Below are 17,013 nucleotides of genomic sequence, written 5' to 3' on the forward strand. Positions count from 1 at the left end.
GGGAGCCCGTCGAATACGTCCGAGAAACATGCCTGCAAGCCCACCAAGCGCCCGCGACCTCCACAAGCACCGAAATTTGCACTCTCGACCCTCTTCTTGCCCTCTTTCTTGTCGCCGGGCGATATGTCGCCGTTTGATGATTCCCATGACCCGGAATCTGGACGTCAGCCGCGATCTGTACGCCACCGCCCAGCGCTTCATCGCGGGCGGCGTCTCCAGCGATGCCCGCCGTACGGCCGGTGTCCCCCTCTACGTCGACCGAGCGGCCGGCGCGCGGATCTGGGACGTGGACGGCAACGTCTACCTCGACTACGTACTCGGCCAGGGCCCCGCCCTGCTCGGCCACTGCCCCGCCCCGGTGGCGGAGGCGGTCGCCGCGCAGGTCGCCCGCGGCATCGTCTACTCGGCCCAGCACGCGGCCGAGGTACGGGTGGCCGAGCGGGTGTGCGCCATGGTGCCCTCGGCCGAACGGGTCCGCTTCAACACCGTCGGCTCGGAGGCCGTGCACGCGGCCCTCAGGCTGGCCCGCGGCTACACCGAGAGGTCCAAGATCCTCAAGTTCGAGGGCCACTACCACGGCTGGCTGGACCCGGTCCTCTACAGCGTGCACCCCGCCGTCGACCTGGCGGGTCCCGCCGCCGCGCCGGTCGCCGTGCCGGGTACGGCGGGTCAGCAGCACGGCCACTCCGACGACCTGATCATCTGCCCGTGGAACGACCTCGAAGCCCTCACCCGCCTGATGGACCAGCACGCCGGCCAGATCGCCGCCGTCATCACCGAGCCGGTGCTCTGCAACACCGGGGCGATCGAACCCGACCCCGGTTACCTCCAGGCTGTACGCGAGCTCTGCGACCGCCACGGCACTCTGCTGATCTTCGACGAGATCATCACCGGTTTCCGGCTCGCCCCCGGCGGCGCGCAGGAGTATCTCGGCATCACCCCCGACCTCTCGATCTTCGGCAAGGCCATGGCCGGGGGCATGCCGGTGTCCGCGCTGGCCGGCAAGGCGGCCGTCCTGGACCACATCTCGGCGGGGAAGGTCGCCCACGCGGGCACGTTCAACAGCCAGCCCGTCGGCATCGCGGCCGCCGAGGCGACGCTGCGCATTCTGGACGAACAGCGCGAGGAGGTCTACGGCACCCTGTTCGCGCGTGGCGAAGCGCTGATGGAGGGCCTCAGGGCGGCGGCGGACAAGGCGGGCGTGCCGATGCTCGTGGCCGGGCCGGGGCCGGTCTTCCAGACGTACTTCACCGGCGCCCGTACCGTACGCGACTACCGGGACTTCGCCGCCACCGACCGCGCCATGATGGGCCGGCTGCACGCGGCGCTGCTCGAGCGAGGCGTCAACATGGTGCCGCGCGGCCTGTGGTTCATGTCCACGGAACACACGGAGGCGGACATCACCGCCACCGTCGACGCCTTCACCGACGCCCTCGGGGCTCTGTGACCCTCAGCGCCGCGAGGCGGTCTCAGGCCAGAACGTCACTTCGGGGTAGTTCTTCGATGGCTTGTCCAGCAGCGGCTCCCGCTGCCGGCGCAGGTGCCGGTCGAGGAAGGCGCCGACGTACGCCCGGGTGATCGACACGGCGCGCTCACCGCCCAGCGCGGGTGCGGGCAGGCCCACCTGCGGCCTGATCACCGCGTAGTCGGTGAACGAGGCGTGATCCGTGTCCGTGACCGACAGCCAGCGCTTCCACCCGTTCACCTTCGGCCACCAGTTGACCCACGACACGTCGCCGGCCGGCGTGTGGTTCTCCTTGGTGCCCATCATGAGGAGCGGCCCGCGTACCGTCCCCGTGGGCTGCTTCGGGTTGTAGCTCCCGTCGAGGTTCACCCCGGCGCGCACCCGCTTGTCGGCGGCCATGAGCTGCGGGGCCGCGTTGCCGCCCGCCGAGAAGCCGACCACGCCGATCCGCGACCTGTCGACCAGCCGTCCCCAGCCGCTCTTGGCGGTGAGCCGGTCGAGCACGAACGACAGGTCGAGCACCCGGCTCTTCGCGATCGCGGCCCCTCTCTCCTCGGTGTTCTCGCCGGCGCACGCCGCGCACGTCGTGGTCCGCCCGTCGGGGAACGTGGTGGCCACCGACTCATAGGTGTGCTCCACGGCCGCGACCAGGTACCCCTTGCTGGCCAGGTCCTCCGCCAGCGAGGTCATCGTCGCGCGGGGGAAGCTGAAGCCCGGAGACACGAGCACGAGCGGCAGGCTGCGGGTGAGCGGCTTCGCGTCGATCGTGGCGTACGTCCGGGTCTTGGCCAGGGTGTGGGCGGGGACGTTCGGATAGGGCTTGACGATCAGCGCCGACTCCTGCGGCGTCACGTAGGGAGCCGGCCGCGTGCCCGCCTTGGCGGCCGGGTACCACAGGGAGACCATGAGCTGCCGCGGCCCGTCCTGCGGCACCCACGGATCGGGACGATCGGCGTCGACCAGATGCAGGGAGGCCAGCCCGACGGGGTACTTCCCGGTGGGCGCAGGCAACGACGTGCCCGCTTGTGCTTGTGCTTGTGCTTGTACGGTCGGCGTCGCCAGCAGGGCCACGCCCAGGGCCACGATCAGGTGTCGTTTCATGACGGCCAGCCTGGGCCCGGACCCACCGGCCCGGCTTGCCCGGGAAGTCGACCGGCACCCCCTCCTTTCGTAGTGGTCCCGATCGACGATCGGCCCGGGCGGCGGCCTCGCGTCGCGCCATAAGCTGACGAACATGCAGGTGAGCAGACGGATCGAGGGCAGCTTGCCGGTGTTGCTCGGGCTGGCCGTGTTCGTGGTGTCCGCGGTGCCGTTCGACCAGACGGACGGCATGACGTCGCCGGTGTTCGTCACGACGGCGGCCGCCGCGGGCGTGGCGGCGTGGTGGGCACGGCGTTCGTGGTGGCCGCTCGCCGTGCTCGGTGCCGTCTTCTACGTGTGGCTGGTGATGTGGCCGCCGCTCATAGTCGCCTCCTACTACGCCGGTACGACCCTGCGCGGCCCCCGCGGCATCGCGAGCTACCTGGGCGGGACCGCCGTGGCGCTCGGCGCTGCCGTCGTCGTCGGCGACCTGATCGGCGGACGCAGGGAGATGGTCACGGCGACCCCCGCCAACGTGACGCTGATGGCCATGGCCCTGGTGGGGCTGCCGTTCGTGTTCGGGCTCTGGACCCGGGCCCGGCGCGACGTGCTGGCCGCCGCCAGGGAGCGGGCCGACCGGCTCGAACGCGAGCAGGTGCTGCGGGCCGAGCAGGCCAGGGCCCAGGAACGGGCGCGCATCGCCAGGGAGATGCACGACGTGGTCGCGCACCGGGTCTCGCTGATGGTGCTGCACGCGGGCGCCCTGGAGGTACGGGCCGCCGACGAGCCCACGGCCCGTACGGCGTCCATGATCGGCGGCATCGGGCGGGAGGCGCTCGCCAACCTGCGCGAGCTGCTCGGCGTACTCCGCTCGAACCAGCAGCCCGCCGAGCTCAGCCCGCAGCCCACGCTGGCCGACCTCGACCGGCTCCTCGACCAGTCGCGCGCGCTGGGCATCTCGGTACGCAGGCACGATCATGGCCGGCCACGCGCACTCGGCTCGACGGTGGAGCGGACCGCCTACCGGGTGGTTCAGGAGGCACTCACCAACGTGCACAAACACGCCCGCGACGCCCACACCGACGTACACGTGCGCTTTTTGAACGACACACTCCAGGTGGAGATCCTGAACCGAGGCACCGCTGACGGGCCGGGCGCGAAGCGGTCGCTGCCGGACGAGTCGGGTGCGGAGCGGTCGCTGCCCGGTGCGGGATGGGGGCTGGCGGGGTTGCGTGAGCGTGTCGAGCTGCTCGGGGGATCGCTGGCGGCGGGCCCCAGGCGGGAGGGCGGCTACCGCGTCACCGCCGACATCCCGGTGCGGGCCGCGGCATGATCCGGGTGCTGGTCGTGGACGACGAGGCCCTGGTCAGGTCCGGGTTGCGGATGATCCTGGAGACGGCCGACGACATCGTGGTGGTGGGCGAGGCCAGGGACGGCGAGGAGGCCGTCGGGGCGGCGGCCCGGCTCAGGCCGCACGTGGTGCTCATGGACGTGCGGATGCCAGGCACCGACGGCCTGACCGCCGCCGCCCGCGTGCTGGCCGCCCCGGACCCGCCCAAGATCGTCATGCTGACCACGTTCGACCTGGACGAGTACGTCCACGAGGCCCTACGGCTCGGTGCGGTCGGCTTCCTGCTCAAGGACACCCCGCCCAGAGACCTGACCGCCGCCGTCCGTACGGTGGCCGCCGGCCAGGCCATGCTCTCTCCGTCGGTCACCAGGCGCCTGATCGACGCGTTCGTGGACCGGGCACCTTCGCGGTCGGACGCGGCCCGCAGACAACTCGCCGCGCTCACCGGCCGCGAGGAGGACGTGATCAGAGCCCTCGCCCGCGGCCTGTCGAACGCCGAGATCGGCCGCGCCCTGCGCCTCTCGGAGGCGACGGTCAAGGCGCACGTGAGCCGGGTACTGGCCAAACTCGGCCTGACCAACCGCGTCCAGGCCGCCATCCTCGTCCACGACGCCGACCTCTGAGCTTGGCTTTCAAGTGCGCCACGAGCGCGGAAGCTCCTGATCGACCTCCGAGGGCCGGGCAAGATCGTTCCGCTTCCTCATCCGTGATCAGGACGCCAAGTTCGCCACCGTCTTCGATGGCCGCCGGCTGGTTCAGGCGGCGACGATCCGGACGTGTGAATCCAGTCCTGCGAAGTCGTCGGGGTTGCGGGTCACCAGGGGTAGGTTGTTCGCTGCGGCGACCGATGCGATGAGAAGGTCGGCGAGGCGCTTGCGGGGCTGGCGGCCAAGGTTGAGGACGAGTGCGTAGATGATTCCGTAGGAGCGGGCCGCGTCGTGGTCGAAGGGGACGGGGTCGAAGGTGGATTCTGCCCATTGCAGCCTTGCTTGGCGTATGGCCCGCTCATCGAAGGTCTTGGCTGCGTGTGGACCGGCTGCTAGCTCGGCCATGGAGATGGAGCTGACGGCTGGACGAAGATCGCCGGGTCGGCAACCGAGGTTGTCGGCGATGTGCTGATCGTCGAGCCGTTCGAGGTCGATGATGGCAGAGGTGTCCAGCAGGACGTTGATCGGGTTGCTCACCGATCGTCACCGAGCAGGGTGTTCTGGTCGAGCACTGCGTCGACGTCGTTACGGAACTCGGCGTGGTCGATGTGTGGCAGGCGCTGGGCGGTGCGCTTGGCTTCGCTCCACGGCACGAAGGTCCGTCGACCTGTGACCAGCCGGAGCGCATGGGCACGGACCTCGACGAGTTGGTCGGGGGTCAGTTGCTCGACGAGGTGATGTACGTCGTCGTAGTCATGGGCGGCGGTCACGTCTTCGAGTGTACGCTCGATTGTTATCTCAGCAGGTGGAAGTGCTTGAACGGCTAGGGATCCGTTCAACGGCGCTGGTCAGGGCCTTGGTGTCCGTGCGTAACCGCGTTCCGTCTCGTGGAGACCACTCGTGCCACGTACTTGCCCCGGCCGCGGCCATCGGCCAGCAGTTGGTGCACCGCAGGCACATCGGACAGGGAATCCACCTCTGTGACGTCAGCATTGAGCCGACCGGCGGCGATCAGGTCCAGGACGCGGCGCAGGGCTGCGGCGACGCGCTCCGGAGCGGAGGCGCTCAGGCTGCTGATGCTGAAACCGCCGATCGAGACGTTGCCGCCGATCAGCCTCCCCGCGGGAGGGAGAGGAGCGGGCTGCCCGCCGCCGGCATTGCCGAACAGTACGATTCGCCCGCCGGGCGCCGTAACCGCCAGATCGAGGTCGAGCATGCTGGTGCCCAGCGGGTCCAGTACGACGTCGACGCCGCTCCCGCCGGTGGCTGTCCGTACCGCCTCGGCCAGGTCATCTCCACGAGCGAACGCGACGTCATAGCCGCTCTTCTGGGCCGAGGCGATCTTGTCGGTACGGCCGACGGTCCCGATGCGCAGTCCGCCACCTAACGCGGGCACCAACTGCGCCAGCGCGCTGCCCACGCCGCCACCGGCCGAATGCACCAGCACGTTCTCGCCCGGGCCAAGCCGAGCCGCGTCGGTCAGCAGTAGCAGGGCGGTCGAGAAGACCATCGGGGCGCCTGCCGCGGTCGCGAGGGAGATCCCGTCCGGTATGGCTACGGTCAGCGGCGCTCGCGCGAGTGCGACTTCGGCCAGGCCGCCTCCTCGCGTGAACGCGGCCACCCGCTGTCCGATTTCGAGATCAACACCCGTGCCGACCGCTCGTACGAGGCCGGACACCTCCAGGCCGGGTACGTACGGCCAGGCGGAGGCGTATCCAGGGTCACCGCGGCGGGCCATCACGTCCATGAAGTTGACCCCGGCGTATGCGACATCGATCGTCACTTCGCCTGGCCCCGGGCGGGGTTCGTCGATCGTCTGGACATGCGTACGGTCCGATCCCTGTGACGGTGCGGTCATCACCAAAGCGCGCATCCGAGGCTCCTTGTTCGATGTTCGTCGTACAACGAAAGTCGTATCATACTTGTACGATGTTTGTCGAAAGAGAGGAACGAGATGCCCAGATCTCACGGCCGCCGCGCGGCGCTGGTTCACCCGGACGCCGGTGCCATTGACGTGCTGGACGTTCTGCACGCCCTCGCCGATCCCACCCGCATGACCATCGTGCGGACCCTGCGCGCCGATCCCGAGCGAGCCTGCGGCACCTTCCCGGTCGACGTCGCGCCTTCCACACTCACCCACCACTTCCGGGTGCTACGCGAGGCCGGCGTCATCCGCCAGCGCGAGGACGGCAACCGCCGCTGGACCACACTCCGCCTCGAAGAACTCGACGCCCGCTTCCCCCGCCTCCTGGACACCATCGTCTCGGCATATGACCGTCAGGCTGACTCGGCCAATACCTGACACCAGCAGATCATTCCGTCGGCGGACGCCGTTCGGGATCTTCCCGGCGTGGCTCGATCGGTGGTCAGTGCTTCGTAGACGGCGGCGGCCAGTGCCTCGACCGCCGGCGGCAGCACCTGACGTCGCAGCGGCTCGTCCGGCAGCCGGCCCGGCTGTGACAGAGCTTCCAAAGTCTGGAGTGCCCGATCGTGCGGCAACCGCGCCTGGCGCGACCGTTCGCGTTCGGCGGCGCGGGGTGGCCCACCCCATAGGCCCATACGGTCATCAGGGTGAGGGACGGCCCACCCTCACCCTGAGGTCGGTGACTCGGTCGGAAAGAAGATCGTGCTCAGCAGGTGGTGGCTGCGGTCCGGTGCGGGTTCGTTCTGTAGCCGGGGCATGATGACGCCGACCATGTCGCTGATCATTTCGGTGAGTTCGTCCTGGTTGAGCCAGAGCGGGAACTGGCGGTAGGACACCGAGTCCGCGGTCGGGTCGGCGTTCTCCCGGTCGAGATAGGCGTTGAACTCGGCGAGCAGGGCCGCCATGGCCGCGGCGAAGCCGTGCCGATGGTCTTCCAGGGACATCGACGCGGCCGCGTCCTGATCGATCACCGCCCGCGTCCGGCGTAGCCGGTAGTGGCGTTCGACGGCGCCGTGCACCCGCTGCTCGCCCTCCACCTCCAGCACTCCCGCCTCGGCCAGCAGGCCCACGTGCCGGTACACCGTGGTCTTGGGGACGTCGGGCAGGCGAGCGCACAGGTCGGACGTGGTGCGGGTCAGCCCGCCGGACATGGCGTGCACGATGCGCAGCCGTACCGGGTGCAGGAGCAAGTCAAGCGTGTCCATCTGGCTACGATCCCATATCTGGTACTGTTCCCAAACTTGGGAAAGCAACGGCACGAGGAGCTAGCGATGAAGGACCAACCGACGCTTCCGCTGGGGCGGTTCTACGAGGTGGGCGGGCGGCGGTTGCCGCTGCACCGATCGGGCGACGGGAGCCCGGCGGTGGTGTTCCTGCCTGGGGCCGGATCGTCCGGCATGGACTTCCTGAACGTCCAGGAGCGAGCCGCCGAGCTCACCACGAGCGTGCTCTACGACCGTGCCGGGACGGGGTGGAGCGACCGGGCCGAGCTGCCGCGCACCTCCACCGAGGTCACCGACGAGCTGCGCGAGCTGCTGCGGGTCGCCGGCGTGCCCGCGCCGTACCTGCTGGTCGGCCATTCCCTCGGCGGCCTGTACGCCCGCCACTACGCGCAGCGCTTCCCCGGCGAGGTGTCGAGTCTGGTCCTGGTCGAACCCGAACATGAGGACTACGACGCGTACATGCCCCCGAAGCTGGTCGAGACCTGGGCCGAATGGGACCCCGACCAGGCGATTCCCGAGGAGCTGCCCGACGAGGTCATCCAGTTCTACCGCGGCCTGTTCACGCAGGTGCTGGCCGACTGGCCGGCGGCCACCCGCGAGCTGCTCGTCGAACGCCATGTCAGTCCCGAATGGATAGGGATCGGCGCCCAGGAGGCGGCGAACCGCTACCAGCTCCACGACGAGGTACGCGGAGCGGGGCGGCTGCCCGACGTGCCGCTGATCGTGCTCACCGCCACGGGTATCGACGCCTTCAAGGAAGCAGTGTCCCAGGGCACTCCCGAATCACTGCTGCGCGAGGAGATCGACGGCAAGCGGCGACTCTATGACGCGCTGGCCGCCTCGGTTTCGCGCGGCGAGAACCGCCTGGTCGACGACGTCGGACACGCCTCCATCATCTTCCGCCGCCCCGACGCCGTCTTCCAGGCGATCCACGACCTCCTCAACAGGTGACCACGACCTTCATGGCCTCCTCGGCAAGTGACGGCGGGCGCCGCGCGGCCCGCTAAGGTCGTCAGGCGTGACGAACGAGTTGGAGCCACTCGCCGAACGGCAGCGGGAGTTCGCGCGTGCGCGAGACTGGGAGCAGTTCCACACGCCGAAGAACCTCGCCATGGCGCTGGCAGGAGAGGCGGGGGAGTTGCTGGCGGAGTTCCAATGGCTCACCCCCGACGAGTCGGCCGGCCTCGACCCCGAGGCGCTCGCCCGGGTCCGCTCGGAGCTCGCCGACGTGACGCTCTATCTGGTACGGCTGGCGGACGTGCTCGGCGTCGACCTGGTGGCGGCCGCCAACGCCAAGCTCGACGAGGGCGAACAACGCTACGACGCCGACCTCTACCGCGGCTCCGCCAGAAAGGCCCCGCCCCTCAACCGGCCACCCGGCGCCTGACCCCGGACGCGCTCGCTCAGTGCCTGTCGGCCGTCGCCAGTTCGGACAGGTTCATCGCCATCGTGTGGTGGACCGCCGGGATCCAGTCCAGGGCGCGCAGGGCCGTGTTGCGCAGGACCCGCAGCGGGGAGTTGCCCACGGTCGCGATCTTCGTCATCTTGTGGGTGAAGGCGACCACTTCCTCGGCGACCGGGCGGCGCTCCGCTTCGTACTCGTCCAGGACCGTCTCCGGAGCGCCGTCGCGCAGCACGGCGGTGAGCTTCCCGGCCAGGTTGAGCGCGTCCTGGATGCCGGTGTTCATGCCCTGGCCGCCGGCCGGGCTGTGGACGTGGGCGGCGTCTCCGGCCAGGAAGAGCCGGCCCGCCCGGTAGTGGTCGGCCAGCCGGTGGTGGACCCGGAAGCGGGAACTCCAGACCAGGCCGGTGACCATGGACCGGTGAGCGCGGGGACCACGGGCGTCGAGCAGCGCCTGGATGCCGGCGACAGTGGGGTGCTCGGGAGCCTCGTCGACCGTCGCGACGATCCGGTGACGGCCGCCCGGCAGCGGGGCGACCACGGCAACCCCCTCCGGGGCGAAGTACAGCGCCACCTCGTCGGCGGGTCCCGTCCAGTCGAGATAAGAGGCCGGCCGGTCCCGCGCCGACGATCAGGACGTCCGTACTGGCTGGAAGCTTGGCATTCATCTGGTGGAGTCCCCTCAGTAGTAGTGACGCATGAGTTCGGTCGACCAGGCCGGCTGTACGACCTCGCCCTGCGGGCCGAACTCCGCCATATAGGGCTTGAGATCGAGGACCGGGCTGCCGTCGATGGCGTCCAGACCGCGTACGCGTACGTCGAGGCCGTCGACGCCGAGCAGGCGGCAGCGGGAGACGCCCAGCCGGTTCGGGCGGTTCTTGCCGCGCTGGGCGAAGATGCCCACCAGCGGCCAGTCCGGGTTGCCCCTGGGACGGCGGGCCGAGGTGTTCACCGAAGCGGGGTCCACGAGGTGGAACTGGAACACCACCTCCAGGTGCGAGAACGCCTCCAAACCGGCCAGGGAGTCCGGCGCGAAGCGGCTCCCGTCGAGCCGGATCACGGCCTCCTCGGTGTTCCAGTCGTCGTCGAACGCCTCGGTACGCCCGCCGACGACAGTCCCCACCGGCTGCAGGCTCACATCTTCCATAGCTCATGACCGTAAGGGCCGGGCCGCCTCAGCCGAATCCGTCACGGTGACCGGAACCAGGGAGGGCGGCTCACGGGATTCGGTCACCGGTTAGGTAGGGTCGGGCAGCATGATCGGCCGACACGCGGAGATCGCCCTCCTGCGGGGGATGATCGCCGAGTCCGGGGCCGGCCAGGGCAACGCCATCGTGGTGTACGGCCAGGCCGGGATCGGCAAATCGGCGCTGCTGGCGGAGGTCGCCCGGACAGCCGTCGGAGACCCGCTGGTGCTCCGCGTCACCGGCGTCGAGGCCGAAGCCGAGCTGCCCTTCGCCGCCCTGCACATGCTGCTGGGACCGGCCCGGCAGCTCATCGCGGAGCTCCCGGCGGCCCAGCGGGACGCCCTGCGCGGTGCGTTCGGCCAAAGTGAGGGCGGGGCCCAGGACCGGTTCTTGGTCGGCCTCGCGGTACTGACCCTGCTCGCCGACCTCGCCGGCGAGCGAAACGCGGGTTGGAGGGATCGGTCGCGTCGCGGCGAGAGATTTCTCCGGGGCCGTGTCGATCCGCGGGCCGCTCGTTCGACATGTGGGTGCGAGGGCCGAGAGGAGGAGGCGATCGAGTGGGCCAAGCGGGTCCCGGCGGCCCCCGGGTCCAAGATCGAGGTCCGCCGGGTGGCCGGGAGCGACGAGGTCCCGCAGGTCGACCAGTGATCGTCCAGGACTGGGCCGGGCGCGAGAGCAACGGCCAGATCTGACGGGCGCGGCTGACGTCGAGGCCGTCTGGCGGATCGAGTCGGCGCGGATCGTCGCCGCGCTGACCCGGTTCACCGGCGATTTCGGGCTGGCAGAGGACGCGGCCCAGGAGGCGGTGGCCGAGGCGCTGGTGTCGTGGCCGCTCGCCTCTCCGGCGAATCCGGCCGGCTGGCTGATGGCCACGGCCCGGCGGCGGGCGATCGACGCGATCCGCCGCCGGACCGCCCTGCAGGACCGATACGCCCTGCTGGCGGCCGACTCGGCGGTTGAGCAAGACATCGATCCCGACAAGATCGATGACGACGTGCTGGCGCTGATGTTCGTCAGCTGTCACCCGGTGCTCTCCCCGGAGGCTCGGGTGGCGCTGACCCTGCGCGTGGTCGGCGGCCTGTCCAGCGAGGAGATCGCCCGCGCGTTCCTCGTACCCGTGCCGACCGTGCAGGCCCGCATCACCCGGGGCAAGAAGACGATCGCGGCGGCCGGGGTACCGTTCGAGCTGCCGCCGGCCGCCGCGCGCCGGGAACGGCTGGGCGGCGTGCTCAGCGTTCTCTACGTGATCTTCACCGAGGGGTCGACGGCCACGTCGGGCGACCGGCTGCTGCGCCCCGACGTCGCCTACGAGGCGATCCGGCTGGCCCGCACACTGGCCGCGCTGCAGCCGGACGAACCGGAGGTGCACGGCCTGCTGGCGTTGTGCGAGCTGACGGCCGCGCGTTTCCCGGCCCGGACCGGCCACCGGTGGTCGAACTCAACCGGGCCGTCGCCGTGGCCATGGCCTCAGGCCCGGCGCGAGCCCTGGCCATCGTGGACGAGCTGATCGCCTCGGACCGGCTGCCGGGTTCGCATCTGGTTCCGACCGTACGCGGTGAGCTGCTGGCCCGACTCGGACGGCGACCGGAAGCACGCGCCGAGCTGGAGCTGGCGGCCCGGCTGTGCGCCAACCAGCGCGAACGCTCTGTGCTGCTGCGCAAGGCGGCCGAGCTGGACTGACTTCTCCAGCTCGGCCGGCGGCTCGCTCCTGTCGCTCGGCTGGTGGCGACGGGCTGCCGAGCCGAGCCGATGTCTCATGGGATGAGGGCGTCATGCGGCGGCGAGTACCTCCGAGTTGTCCGCCTGCGCGGCGCGGTCGTGGTGGCGGAGCACGGCGACCGTGACGGCGGCGAGGACGAGGAAGACCACCACGCCGACCGCCGCCACCGCGTTGAGCCCGGCGGTGAAGGCGTCCCTGGCGACCTCCAGTACGCCGGGCAGATCCTTGGCCACCGTCACCGCCGCGGTGATGCTCTCGCGGGCACCCTCCACCGGCAGCGTGTCCGGCAACTGGCCCCGGTAGACGGCGGTACCGAGGCTGCCCAGCACGGCCACGCCCACGGCCACCCCGAACTCGCCGGAGGTCTCGCCGAGCGCCGCCGCCGATCCCGCCTTCTCCACCGGGGCGGCCGTCATGATCAGGCCGTTGCCCGCGCCCATCGGCACCGCGATCCCGGCCGAGGCGAGGATCAGACCGGCCACGACCAGCCACGTACCGCCGACGCTGGGCACCTGGGTGTGCAGGAACAACCCCACGGCGCCGACCACCAGCCCGGCCGCCATCGCGTACGCCGTCCCGAACCGGCGGGCGAGGACCGGGGCGAGCGTCAGCGCGGCGATCATCACGATGTTCTGCGGCACCAGCCACAGCCCGGCGCTCAGGGGCGACAGCCCGGCGACCGTCTGCAGGTACGTCGTGGACATCAGCGTGGTTCCCGCCATGACCACACCGCCGAGCAGCATGATCCCGAGCGTGGCGGCGAACGCGCGGTTGCCGAACAGGCGCAGGTCGAGCAGCGGGCCGGCCAGACGGCGCTGGCGGCGGACGAACACCACGCCGACGCCCACACCGATCACGACCGCGGCGACGGCCACCGGGTTGACGCCGTTCCTGGCGATGTCCTTGAGCCCGTAGATGACCGGCAGGATGGCGGTCAGCGACAGCGCGACGCTGGCCGGGTCGAGCCGCCCGGCGGCCGGGTCGCGATACTCGGGCAGCAGCGCCCGCCCGGTGGCCAGCAGCAGCACCATGAACGGCACGCCGAGCAGGAACGCCGAGCCCCACCAGAAGTGCTCCAGCAGCAGGCCGCCCACCAGGGGGCCGAGCGCCATGCCGACCATGAAGCAGCTGAACCAGATCCCGATCGCGGCGCCCATCTGCTTCGGATCCCGGAACATGTTGCGCAGCAGCGCCATCGACGACGGCATCAGGGTGGCCCCCGCGACGCCCAGCAGGGCACGGGTGGCGATGAGCATCTCGGCGCTGACCGAGAAGGCGGCCAGGACGGACGCGGCACCGAAGCAGGCGGCACCGATCATCAGGAGTCGGCGGCGGCCGATCCTGTCGCCCAGGGTCCCCATCGTGACCAGGAACCCGGCCAGCATGAACGAATAGATGTCCAGGATCCACAGCTGCTGCGGCGCGCTCGCGCCCAGATCGGCGCTCAGCCGTGGCAGCGCCAGGTAGAGGACGCTCCCGTCAAGGGAGAGGAGCAGGGCCACCGAGGCCAGGACGCCCAGCCCGAGCCATTCCCGTCGTCCGGCGAGGTTGTTCATCGAATTTCCCATGCCTTCACGGTGCTGGAGCGGCCTTCAGATCCACTTCTCGTCCGCTTAAGGTGGCCCTTATGCGCTTTGGGGTGCTCGGGCCGCTGGCCGTATGGACCGACCAGGGGGAGCCCGTCACGATCCCCGGGCTGAAGGTCCGCGCGCTGCTCGCCGACCTGCTGGTGGACGAGGGCCGGCCGGTGTCGGCCGACCGGCTCGTGGACGACCTGTGGGCCGGCGAACCGCCGGCCAAGTCCGCGGGCGCGCTCCAGGTACGGGTCTCGCAGCTGCGGCGCGCGCTGGAGGAGGCCGAGCCGGGCGGCAAGCACCTGATCGTCTCGCGCGCGCCCGGCTACCTGCTCAAGGCCGGCGAAGGTACGGTCGACGCCGCGCGGTTCGCCGACCTGCTGGCCCGCGCCGAGACGGCCAAGAGCCCGCGGACCAGGGCGGAGCTGCTGTCCGACGCGCTGGCGCTGTGGCGCGGCCCGGCGTTCGCCGACTTCGCCGACGAGGAGTACACCAGGTCCGCGATCCTCCGGCTGGAGGAGCAGCGGCTGTCCGCCCTGGAACAGCAGGCCGAGGCGCGGCTGGAGCTGGGCGAGCACGGCCTGCTCGTGGGCGAGCTCGGCGACCTGGTGGCCCGCAATCCGCTGCGGGAGCGGCTGCGGGCCGTACACATGCGGGCCCTGTACCGCGCGGGACGGCAGAGCGAGGCGCTGGCCAGCTACGCCGACCTGCGCGAACGGTTGGCCGAGGAGCTCGGCCTCGACCCCGGGCCCGAGCTGGCCGCGCTGCACCAGGCCATACTCGGCCAGGACCCGGCGCTGAGCGGCCCGGCCGACCGGCCCGCCACGAACCTGCCCGCCTCGCTCAGCGACCTGATCGGCCGGGACGACGCGCTGGCCGAGGTCCGTACCCTGCTGGAGAGCAACCGGCTCGTCACCCTGACCGGCACCGGCGGCGTCGGCAAGACCCGGCTGGCGCTGGAGACCGCCACCCGGCTCGCCGACGCGTACGCGGACGGCACGTGGCTGGTCGAGCTGGCTCCCCTCGACCGGGGTACGCGCTCGCCGGACGCCGACGAGCGGGCACCGGACCTCGACGGGCGACCCTCAGACCTCCCCAGGCGGGCACCGGGCTTTGACTGGCGACCCTCGGACCTCGCCGGACGGGCACCGGGCTTTGACGGGTGGGCGGTCGCGGAGAATGCGGCGGCGGCGCTCGACGTTCAGGCGGTGGCGGAGACCGTCGCGGCGGCGCTCGACATCCGGGAGGAGTCCGACGGGACGCCCCTGGTCGACCGGCTGGCCGATGCGCTCCGCTCCCGGCAGCTTCTCCTCGTCCTCGACAACTGTGAGCACGTGATCGAGCGGGTCGCCGAGCTGGCCGGCCGCTTGCTGCGGGCCGCTCCCGGGCTGCGCGTGCTGGCCACCAGCCGGGAACCGCTGGCGGTGGCCGGTGAGGTGCTGTGGAGTGTGCCGCCGCTGGACGTACCGGCCGGCGTCGACCCCGGTGAGGTGGCGCGGTCCGAGGCGGCTCAGCTGTTCGTGGCGCGCGCCGCCGCCTCGGCCCGTGGCTTCACCCTCGACGAGGGCAACGCCGGGGCGGTCGCGCAGCTCTGCCGGCGGCTCGACGGGATCCCGCTGGCTCTTGAGCTGGCCGCGACGCGGGTACGCGCGCTCGGCGTGCACGGGGTGGTGGCCAGACTCGACGACCGGTTCCGGCTGCTCGCCTCCGGCCGGCGGGGCGCGCCGCCGCGTCAGCAGACGCTGATGGCGGTGATCGACTGGAGCTGGCAACTGCTGACCGAGCCCGAACGCGCCGTCCTGCGCCGCCTGGCCGTCCACGCCGACGGCTGCACACTGGAAGCCGCGGAGGAGACCTGCGCGGAGGACGGGCTCGACGTGCTCGACCTGCTCGCGCGGCTGGTCGACCGCTCGCTGGTGGTCGTGGCCGACGGTACGGGGGGAATGCGGTACCGGCTGCTGGAGTCGGTGGCCGAATACTGCCTGGAGCGGCTGTCGGGGGCGGGTGAGCTGGATCGGGTACGGCAGGCGCACTCGGCCTACTACACGGCGCTGGCCGTACAGGCTGAGCCATTTCTGTACGGGCACGCCCAGCGGGAGTGGCTGCTGCGGCTGGACGCGGAGGCCGCGAACATGCGGTCGGCGCTCGACGCGGCTGCGGCGGCGGGCGACGCGGCCGGTGCGCTGGCGCTGGTGAACGCGCTGGCCTGGTACTGGGTGCTGCGCGGCCGGCTGGCCGAGGGGCGCCGATCCCTGGAGTCGGCCCTGGCCGTCGGGGACGCTGTTCAGGACTTCGATGTGTCGAGTTCTGCTCGGGCCAGGGCGGGGGCGTGGTGGGCCGGGTTCGCCGTCATGCTGGGAGAGGACGTCGACTGGCGGTCCGCTGTGGATCGGGTGGAGGATCCGGGCGTACGGGCCAGGGCCGAGTGGTTTCTCGGCTCGGCGCTGCCCGACATGGTGACCGGGCAGGAGCTGGTGACGAGCGCGCTGGCGACGTTCCGGGCCATGGGCGATGAGTGGGGGATCGCCGCCGCCTTGAGCTGCCGGGCGCGGGACGCCTTCACGCGACGGGACTTCGTGGCTCTCGAACGCGACGGTGAGGAGAGCGCGCGGCTGTTCCGGCAGCTCGGCGACCGGTGGGGTGTGCTCCAGGCCACTGAGTGGCTCGGCGGGCTGGCCGAGATGGGGGGCGACGCGGAGCGGGCCAGGCGGCTGTTCGCGGATGGGCTGCGGATGGCGGAGGACCTCGGGCTCTGGCCGGAGGTGGCCGGGCGTACCGCCTGGCTGGGCTGGATGGCGCTGGGGGCGGGTGAGTTCGAGCGGGCCATGGAGCTGTGCGGCCGGGCCCTGCACATCGCCTCCGGCCAGGGCCATCGAGAGACCTCGATCATGGCCGAGATGGGGCTCGCCTACGCCGAGCGCCGGGGCGGCCACCTCGACCTGGCGGAGCAGCACCTGAACCACCTGCTCGAAGGGATCGCCCGGGGTCCCGGCGTCGAGCCCGCCCTGCACCTGCCGGACACGCTCGTCGAGCTCGGCTTCCTCATCGAGCGGCGCGGCGACCCCGCGACCGCCAGGGACCTGCACCTGGAGGCGCTCACGGCGGCGCAGCGCATCGGCGACCCGCGCTCGGCGACGTGGGCCGTGGAGGGCCTGGCCTCGGCGGTGGCCGCCGGGGGCGCCCACGAACGGGCAGCCAGGTTGCTGGGGCTGGCGGCGGCCGTCCGCGAGCACAACCAGACGCCCGCCGCTCCGTCGGAGGTGGCCGAGATCACGCGGGTCACCGAGGTGGTTGTGGAGGCGTTGGGGGAGGCGGCGTTCGGCATCGCGTACGAGCGGGGCGGCAGGTTGAAACTCGAGGACGCGGCCGACCTAAGCCCGTGACGCCATCAAGGCAATCAGCCCGAGCCTCGTAAAGCCGTCAAGGCCATCGCCCGGATC

General features: G+C 71.3%; 16 protein-coding genes and 1 pseudogene. 9 read left to right on the forward strand and 8 right to left on the reverse strand.

All coding sequences use genetic code 11. The features are described 5' to 3' along the window. The first annotated feature begins 145 nt into the window (after positions 1-145). Positions 146-1,447, forward strand: a complete 1,302-nt coding sequence (locus AB0B61_RS01845; protein ID WP_358426417.1) for a glutamate-1-semialdehyde 2,1-aminomutase — start codon at positions 146-148, stop codon at positions 1,445-1,447. 3 nt (positions 1,448-1,450) lie between these two features. Here AB0B61_RS01845 and AB0B61_RS01850 read toward each other — a convergent pair whose 3' ends face one another. Then, positions 1,451-2,566, reverse strand: a complete 1,116-nt coding sequence (locus AB0B61_RS01850; protein ID WP_358426420.1) for a dienelactone hydrolase family protein — start codon at positions 2,564-2,566, stop codon at positions 1,451-1,453. A 133-nt stretch (positions 2,567-2,699) separates the two neighbouring features. Between AB0B61_RS01850 and AB0B61_RS01855 the strand changes: the two genes are divergently transcribed. Both AB0B61_RS01855 and AB0B61_RS01860 read left to right on the forward strand, forming a co-directional pair. Further along, entirely contained in the window at positions 2,700-3,878 is a 1,179-nt protein-coding gene (locus AB0B61_RS01855) for a histidine kinase (protein WP_358426423.1), read from the forward strand. Further along, positions 3,875-4,519 (forward strand): response regulator transcription factor, encoded by a 645-nt coding sequence (locus tag AB0B61_RS01860; protein WP_358426426.1) that lies wholly within the window; start codon positions 3,875-3,877, stop codon positions 4,517-4,519. The genes AB0B61_RS01855 and AB0B61_RS01860 overlap by 4 nt, the downstream gene beginning before the upstream one ends. A gap of 132 nt (positions 4,520-4,651) precedes the next feature. Here the strand turns inward: AB0B61_RS01860 and AB0B61_RS01865 are convergent, their stop codons facing one another. The 3 genes from AB0B61_RS01865 to AB0B61_RS01875 all read right to left on the reverse strand — a co-directional run bounded on the left by AB0B61_RS01865 (position 4,652) and on the right by AB0B61_RS01875 (position 6,416). Continuing rightward, on the reverse strand, positions 4,652-5,080 hold the full coding sequence (locus AB0B61_RS01865; RefSeq protein WP_358426428.1) for a type II toxin-antitoxin system VapC family toxin: 429 nt from the start codon (positions 5,078-5,080) through the stop codon (positions 4,652-4,654). Continuing rightward, complete coding sequence (locus AB0B61_RS01870) at positions 5,077-5,313, reverse strand: hypothetical protein (protein ID WP_358426431.1); 237 nt, start codon at positions 5,311-5,313, stop codon at positions 5,077-5,079. The genes AB0B61_RS01865 and AB0B61_RS01870 overlap by 4 nt, the downstream gene beginning before the upstream one ends. A gap of 65 nt (positions 5,314-5,378) precedes the next feature. Further along, positions 5,379-6,416: a zinc-binding dehydrogenase gene (locus tag AB0B61_RS01875; protein ID WP_358426434.1), complete on the reverse strand. Its 1,038-nt coding sequence runs from the start codon at positions 6,414-6,416 to the stop codon at positions 5,379-5,381. Between the two features lie 81 nt (positions 6,417-6,497). On the opposite strand from AB0B61_RS01875, the gene AB0B61_RS01880 reads away from it, so the two are divergent. Then, on the forward strand, positions 6,498-6,845 hold the full coding sequence (locus AB0B61_RS01880) for a metalloregulator ArsR/SmtB family transcription factor (protein WP_358426437.1): 348 nt from the start codon (positions 6,498-6,500) through the stop codon (positions 6,843-6,845). A gap of 287 nt (positions 6,846-7,132) precedes the next feature. On the opposite strand, the gene AB0B61_RS01885 is transcribed toward AB0B61_RS01880, so the two are convergent. After that, a complete protein-coding gene (locus AB0B61_RS01885) occupies positions 7,133-7,672 on the reverse strand; it encodes a helix-turn-helix domain-containing protein (protein WP_358426440.1) in 540 nt (179 codons plus the stop codon). 66 nt (positions 7,673-7,738) lie between these two features. Here AB0B61_RS01885 and AB0B61_RS01890 point away from each other — a divergent pair, with 66 nt between their 5' ends. After that, a complete protein-coding gene (locus tag AB0B61_RS01890; RefSeq protein WP_358426443.1) occupies positions 7,739-8,641 on the forward strand; it encodes an alpha/beta hydrolase in 903 nt (300 codons plus the stop codon). A gap of 67 nt (positions 8,642-8,708) precedes the next feature. Further along, complete coding sequence (locus AB0B61_RS01895) at positions 8,709-9,077, forward strand: nucleotide pyrophosphohydrolase (protein WP_358426446.1); 369 nt, start codon at positions 8,709-8,711, stop codon at positions 9,075-9,077. A 16-nt stretch (positions 9,078-9,093) separates the two neighbouring features. Here the strand turns inward: AB0B61_RS01895 and AB0B61_RS01900 are convergent, their stop codons facing one another. Continuing rightward, the gene (locus AB0B61_RS01900; protein ID WP_358426449.1) at positions 9,094-9,666 is read right to left on the reverse strand and encodes an FAD-dependent monooxygenase; all 573 of its coding nucleotides are present in this window, start codon (positions 9,664-9,666) and stop codon (positions 9,094-9,096) included. A 108-nt stretch (positions 9,667-9,774) separates the two neighbouring features. Then, positions 9,775-10,239 carry an SAM-dependent methyltransferase gene (locus AB0B61_RS01905; RefSeq protein ID WP_358426451.1) on the reverse strand — a complete coding sequence of 155 codons (465 nt, stop codon included), beginning with the start codon at positions 10,237-10,239 and terminating at the stop codon, positions 9,775-9,777. Between the two features lie 109 nt (positions 10,240-10,348). Between AB0B61_RS01905 and AB0B61_RS01910 the strand changes: the two genes are divergently transcribed. After that, positions 10,349-10,927: an ATP-binding protein gene (locus tag AB0B61_RS01910; protein ID WP_358426454.1), complete on the forward strand. Its 579-nt coding sequence runs from the start codon at positions 10,349-10,351 to the stop codon at positions 10,925-10,927. A gap of 40 nt (positions 10,928-10,967) precedes the next feature. Further along, positions 10,968-11,959 (forward strand): annotated as a pseudogene (locus AB0B61_RS01915) (sigma-70 family RNA polymerase sigma factor). A gap of 90 nt (positions 11,960-12,049) precedes the next feature. Here AB0B61_RS01915 and AB0B61_RS01920 read toward each other — a convergent pair. Further along, positions 12,050-13,567: an MFS transporter gene (locus AB0B61_RS01920; protein WP_358426457.1), complete on the reverse strand. Its 1,518-nt coding sequence runs from the start codon at positions 13,565-13,567 to the stop codon at positions 12,050-12,052. A gap of 59 nt (positions 13,568-13,626) precedes the next feature. Between AB0B61_RS01920 and AB0B61_RS01925 the strand changes: the two genes are divergently transcribed. Continuing rightward, positions 13,627-16,956, forward strand: coding sequence for a BTAD domain-containing putative transcriptional regulator (locus tag AB0B61_RS01925; protein WP_358426460.1), 3,330 nt, complete (start codon positions 13,627-13,629; stop codon positions 16,954-16,956). Positions 16,957-17,013: the final 57 nt, after the last annotated feature.

The organism is Nonomuraea sp. NPDC049158, assembly GCF_040648335.1.
In the GTDB taxonomy this organism is placed as follows: domain Bacteria; phylum Actinomycetota; class Actinomycetes; order Streptosporangiales; family Streptosporangiaceae; genus Nonomuraea.

Coding starts and splice junctions, on each gene's coding strand:
- AB0B61_RS01845 (WP_358426417.1), top strand. CDS start 146: ATGACCCGGAATCTGGACGTCAGCCGCGATCTGTACGCCACCGCCCAG.
- AB0B61_RS01890 (WP_358426443.1), top strand. CDS start 7,739: ATGAAGGACCAACCGACGCTTCCGCTGGGGCGGTTCTACGAGGTGGGC.
- AB0B61_RS01920 (WP_358426457.1), bottom strand. CDS start 13,567: ATGGGAAATTCGATGAACAACCTCGCCGGACGACGGGAATGGCTCGGG.
- AB0B61_RS01925 (WP_358426460.1), top strand. CDS start 13,627: ATGCGCTTTGGGGTGCTCGGGCCGCTGGCCGTATGGACCGACCAGGGG.
- AB0B61_RS01910 (WP_358426454.1), top strand. CDS start 10,349: ATGATCGGCCGACACGCGGAGATCGCCCTCCTGCGGGGGATGATCGCC.
- AB0B61_RS01875 (WP_358426434.1), bottom strand. CDS start 6,416: ATGCGCGCTTTGGTGATGACCGCACCGTCACAGGGATCGGACCGTACG.
- AB0B61_RS01850 (WP_358426420.1), bottom strand. CDS start 2,566: ATGAAACGACACCTGATCGTGGCCCTGGGCGTGGCCCTGCTGGCGACG.
- AB0B61_RS01860 (WP_358426426.1), top strand. CDS start 3,875: ATGATCCGGGTGCTGGTCGTGGACGACGAGGCCCTGGTCAGGTCCGGG.
- AB0B61_RS01885 (WP_358426440.1), bottom strand. CDS start 7,672: ATGGACACGCTTGACTTGCTCCTGCACCCGGTACGGCTGCGCATCGTG.
- AB0B61_RS01855 (WP_358426423.1), top strand. CDS start 2,700: ATGCAGGTGAGCAGACGGATCGAGGGCAGCTTGCCGGTGTTGCTCGGG.
- AB0B61_RS01880 (WP_358426437.1), top strand. CDS start 6,498: ATGCCCAGATCTCACGGCCGCCGCGCGGCGCTGGTTCACCCGGACGCC.
- AB0B61_RS01905 (WP_358426451.1), bottom strand. CDS start 10,239: ATGGAAGATGTGAGCCTGCAGCCGGTGGGGACTGTCGTCGGCGGGCGT.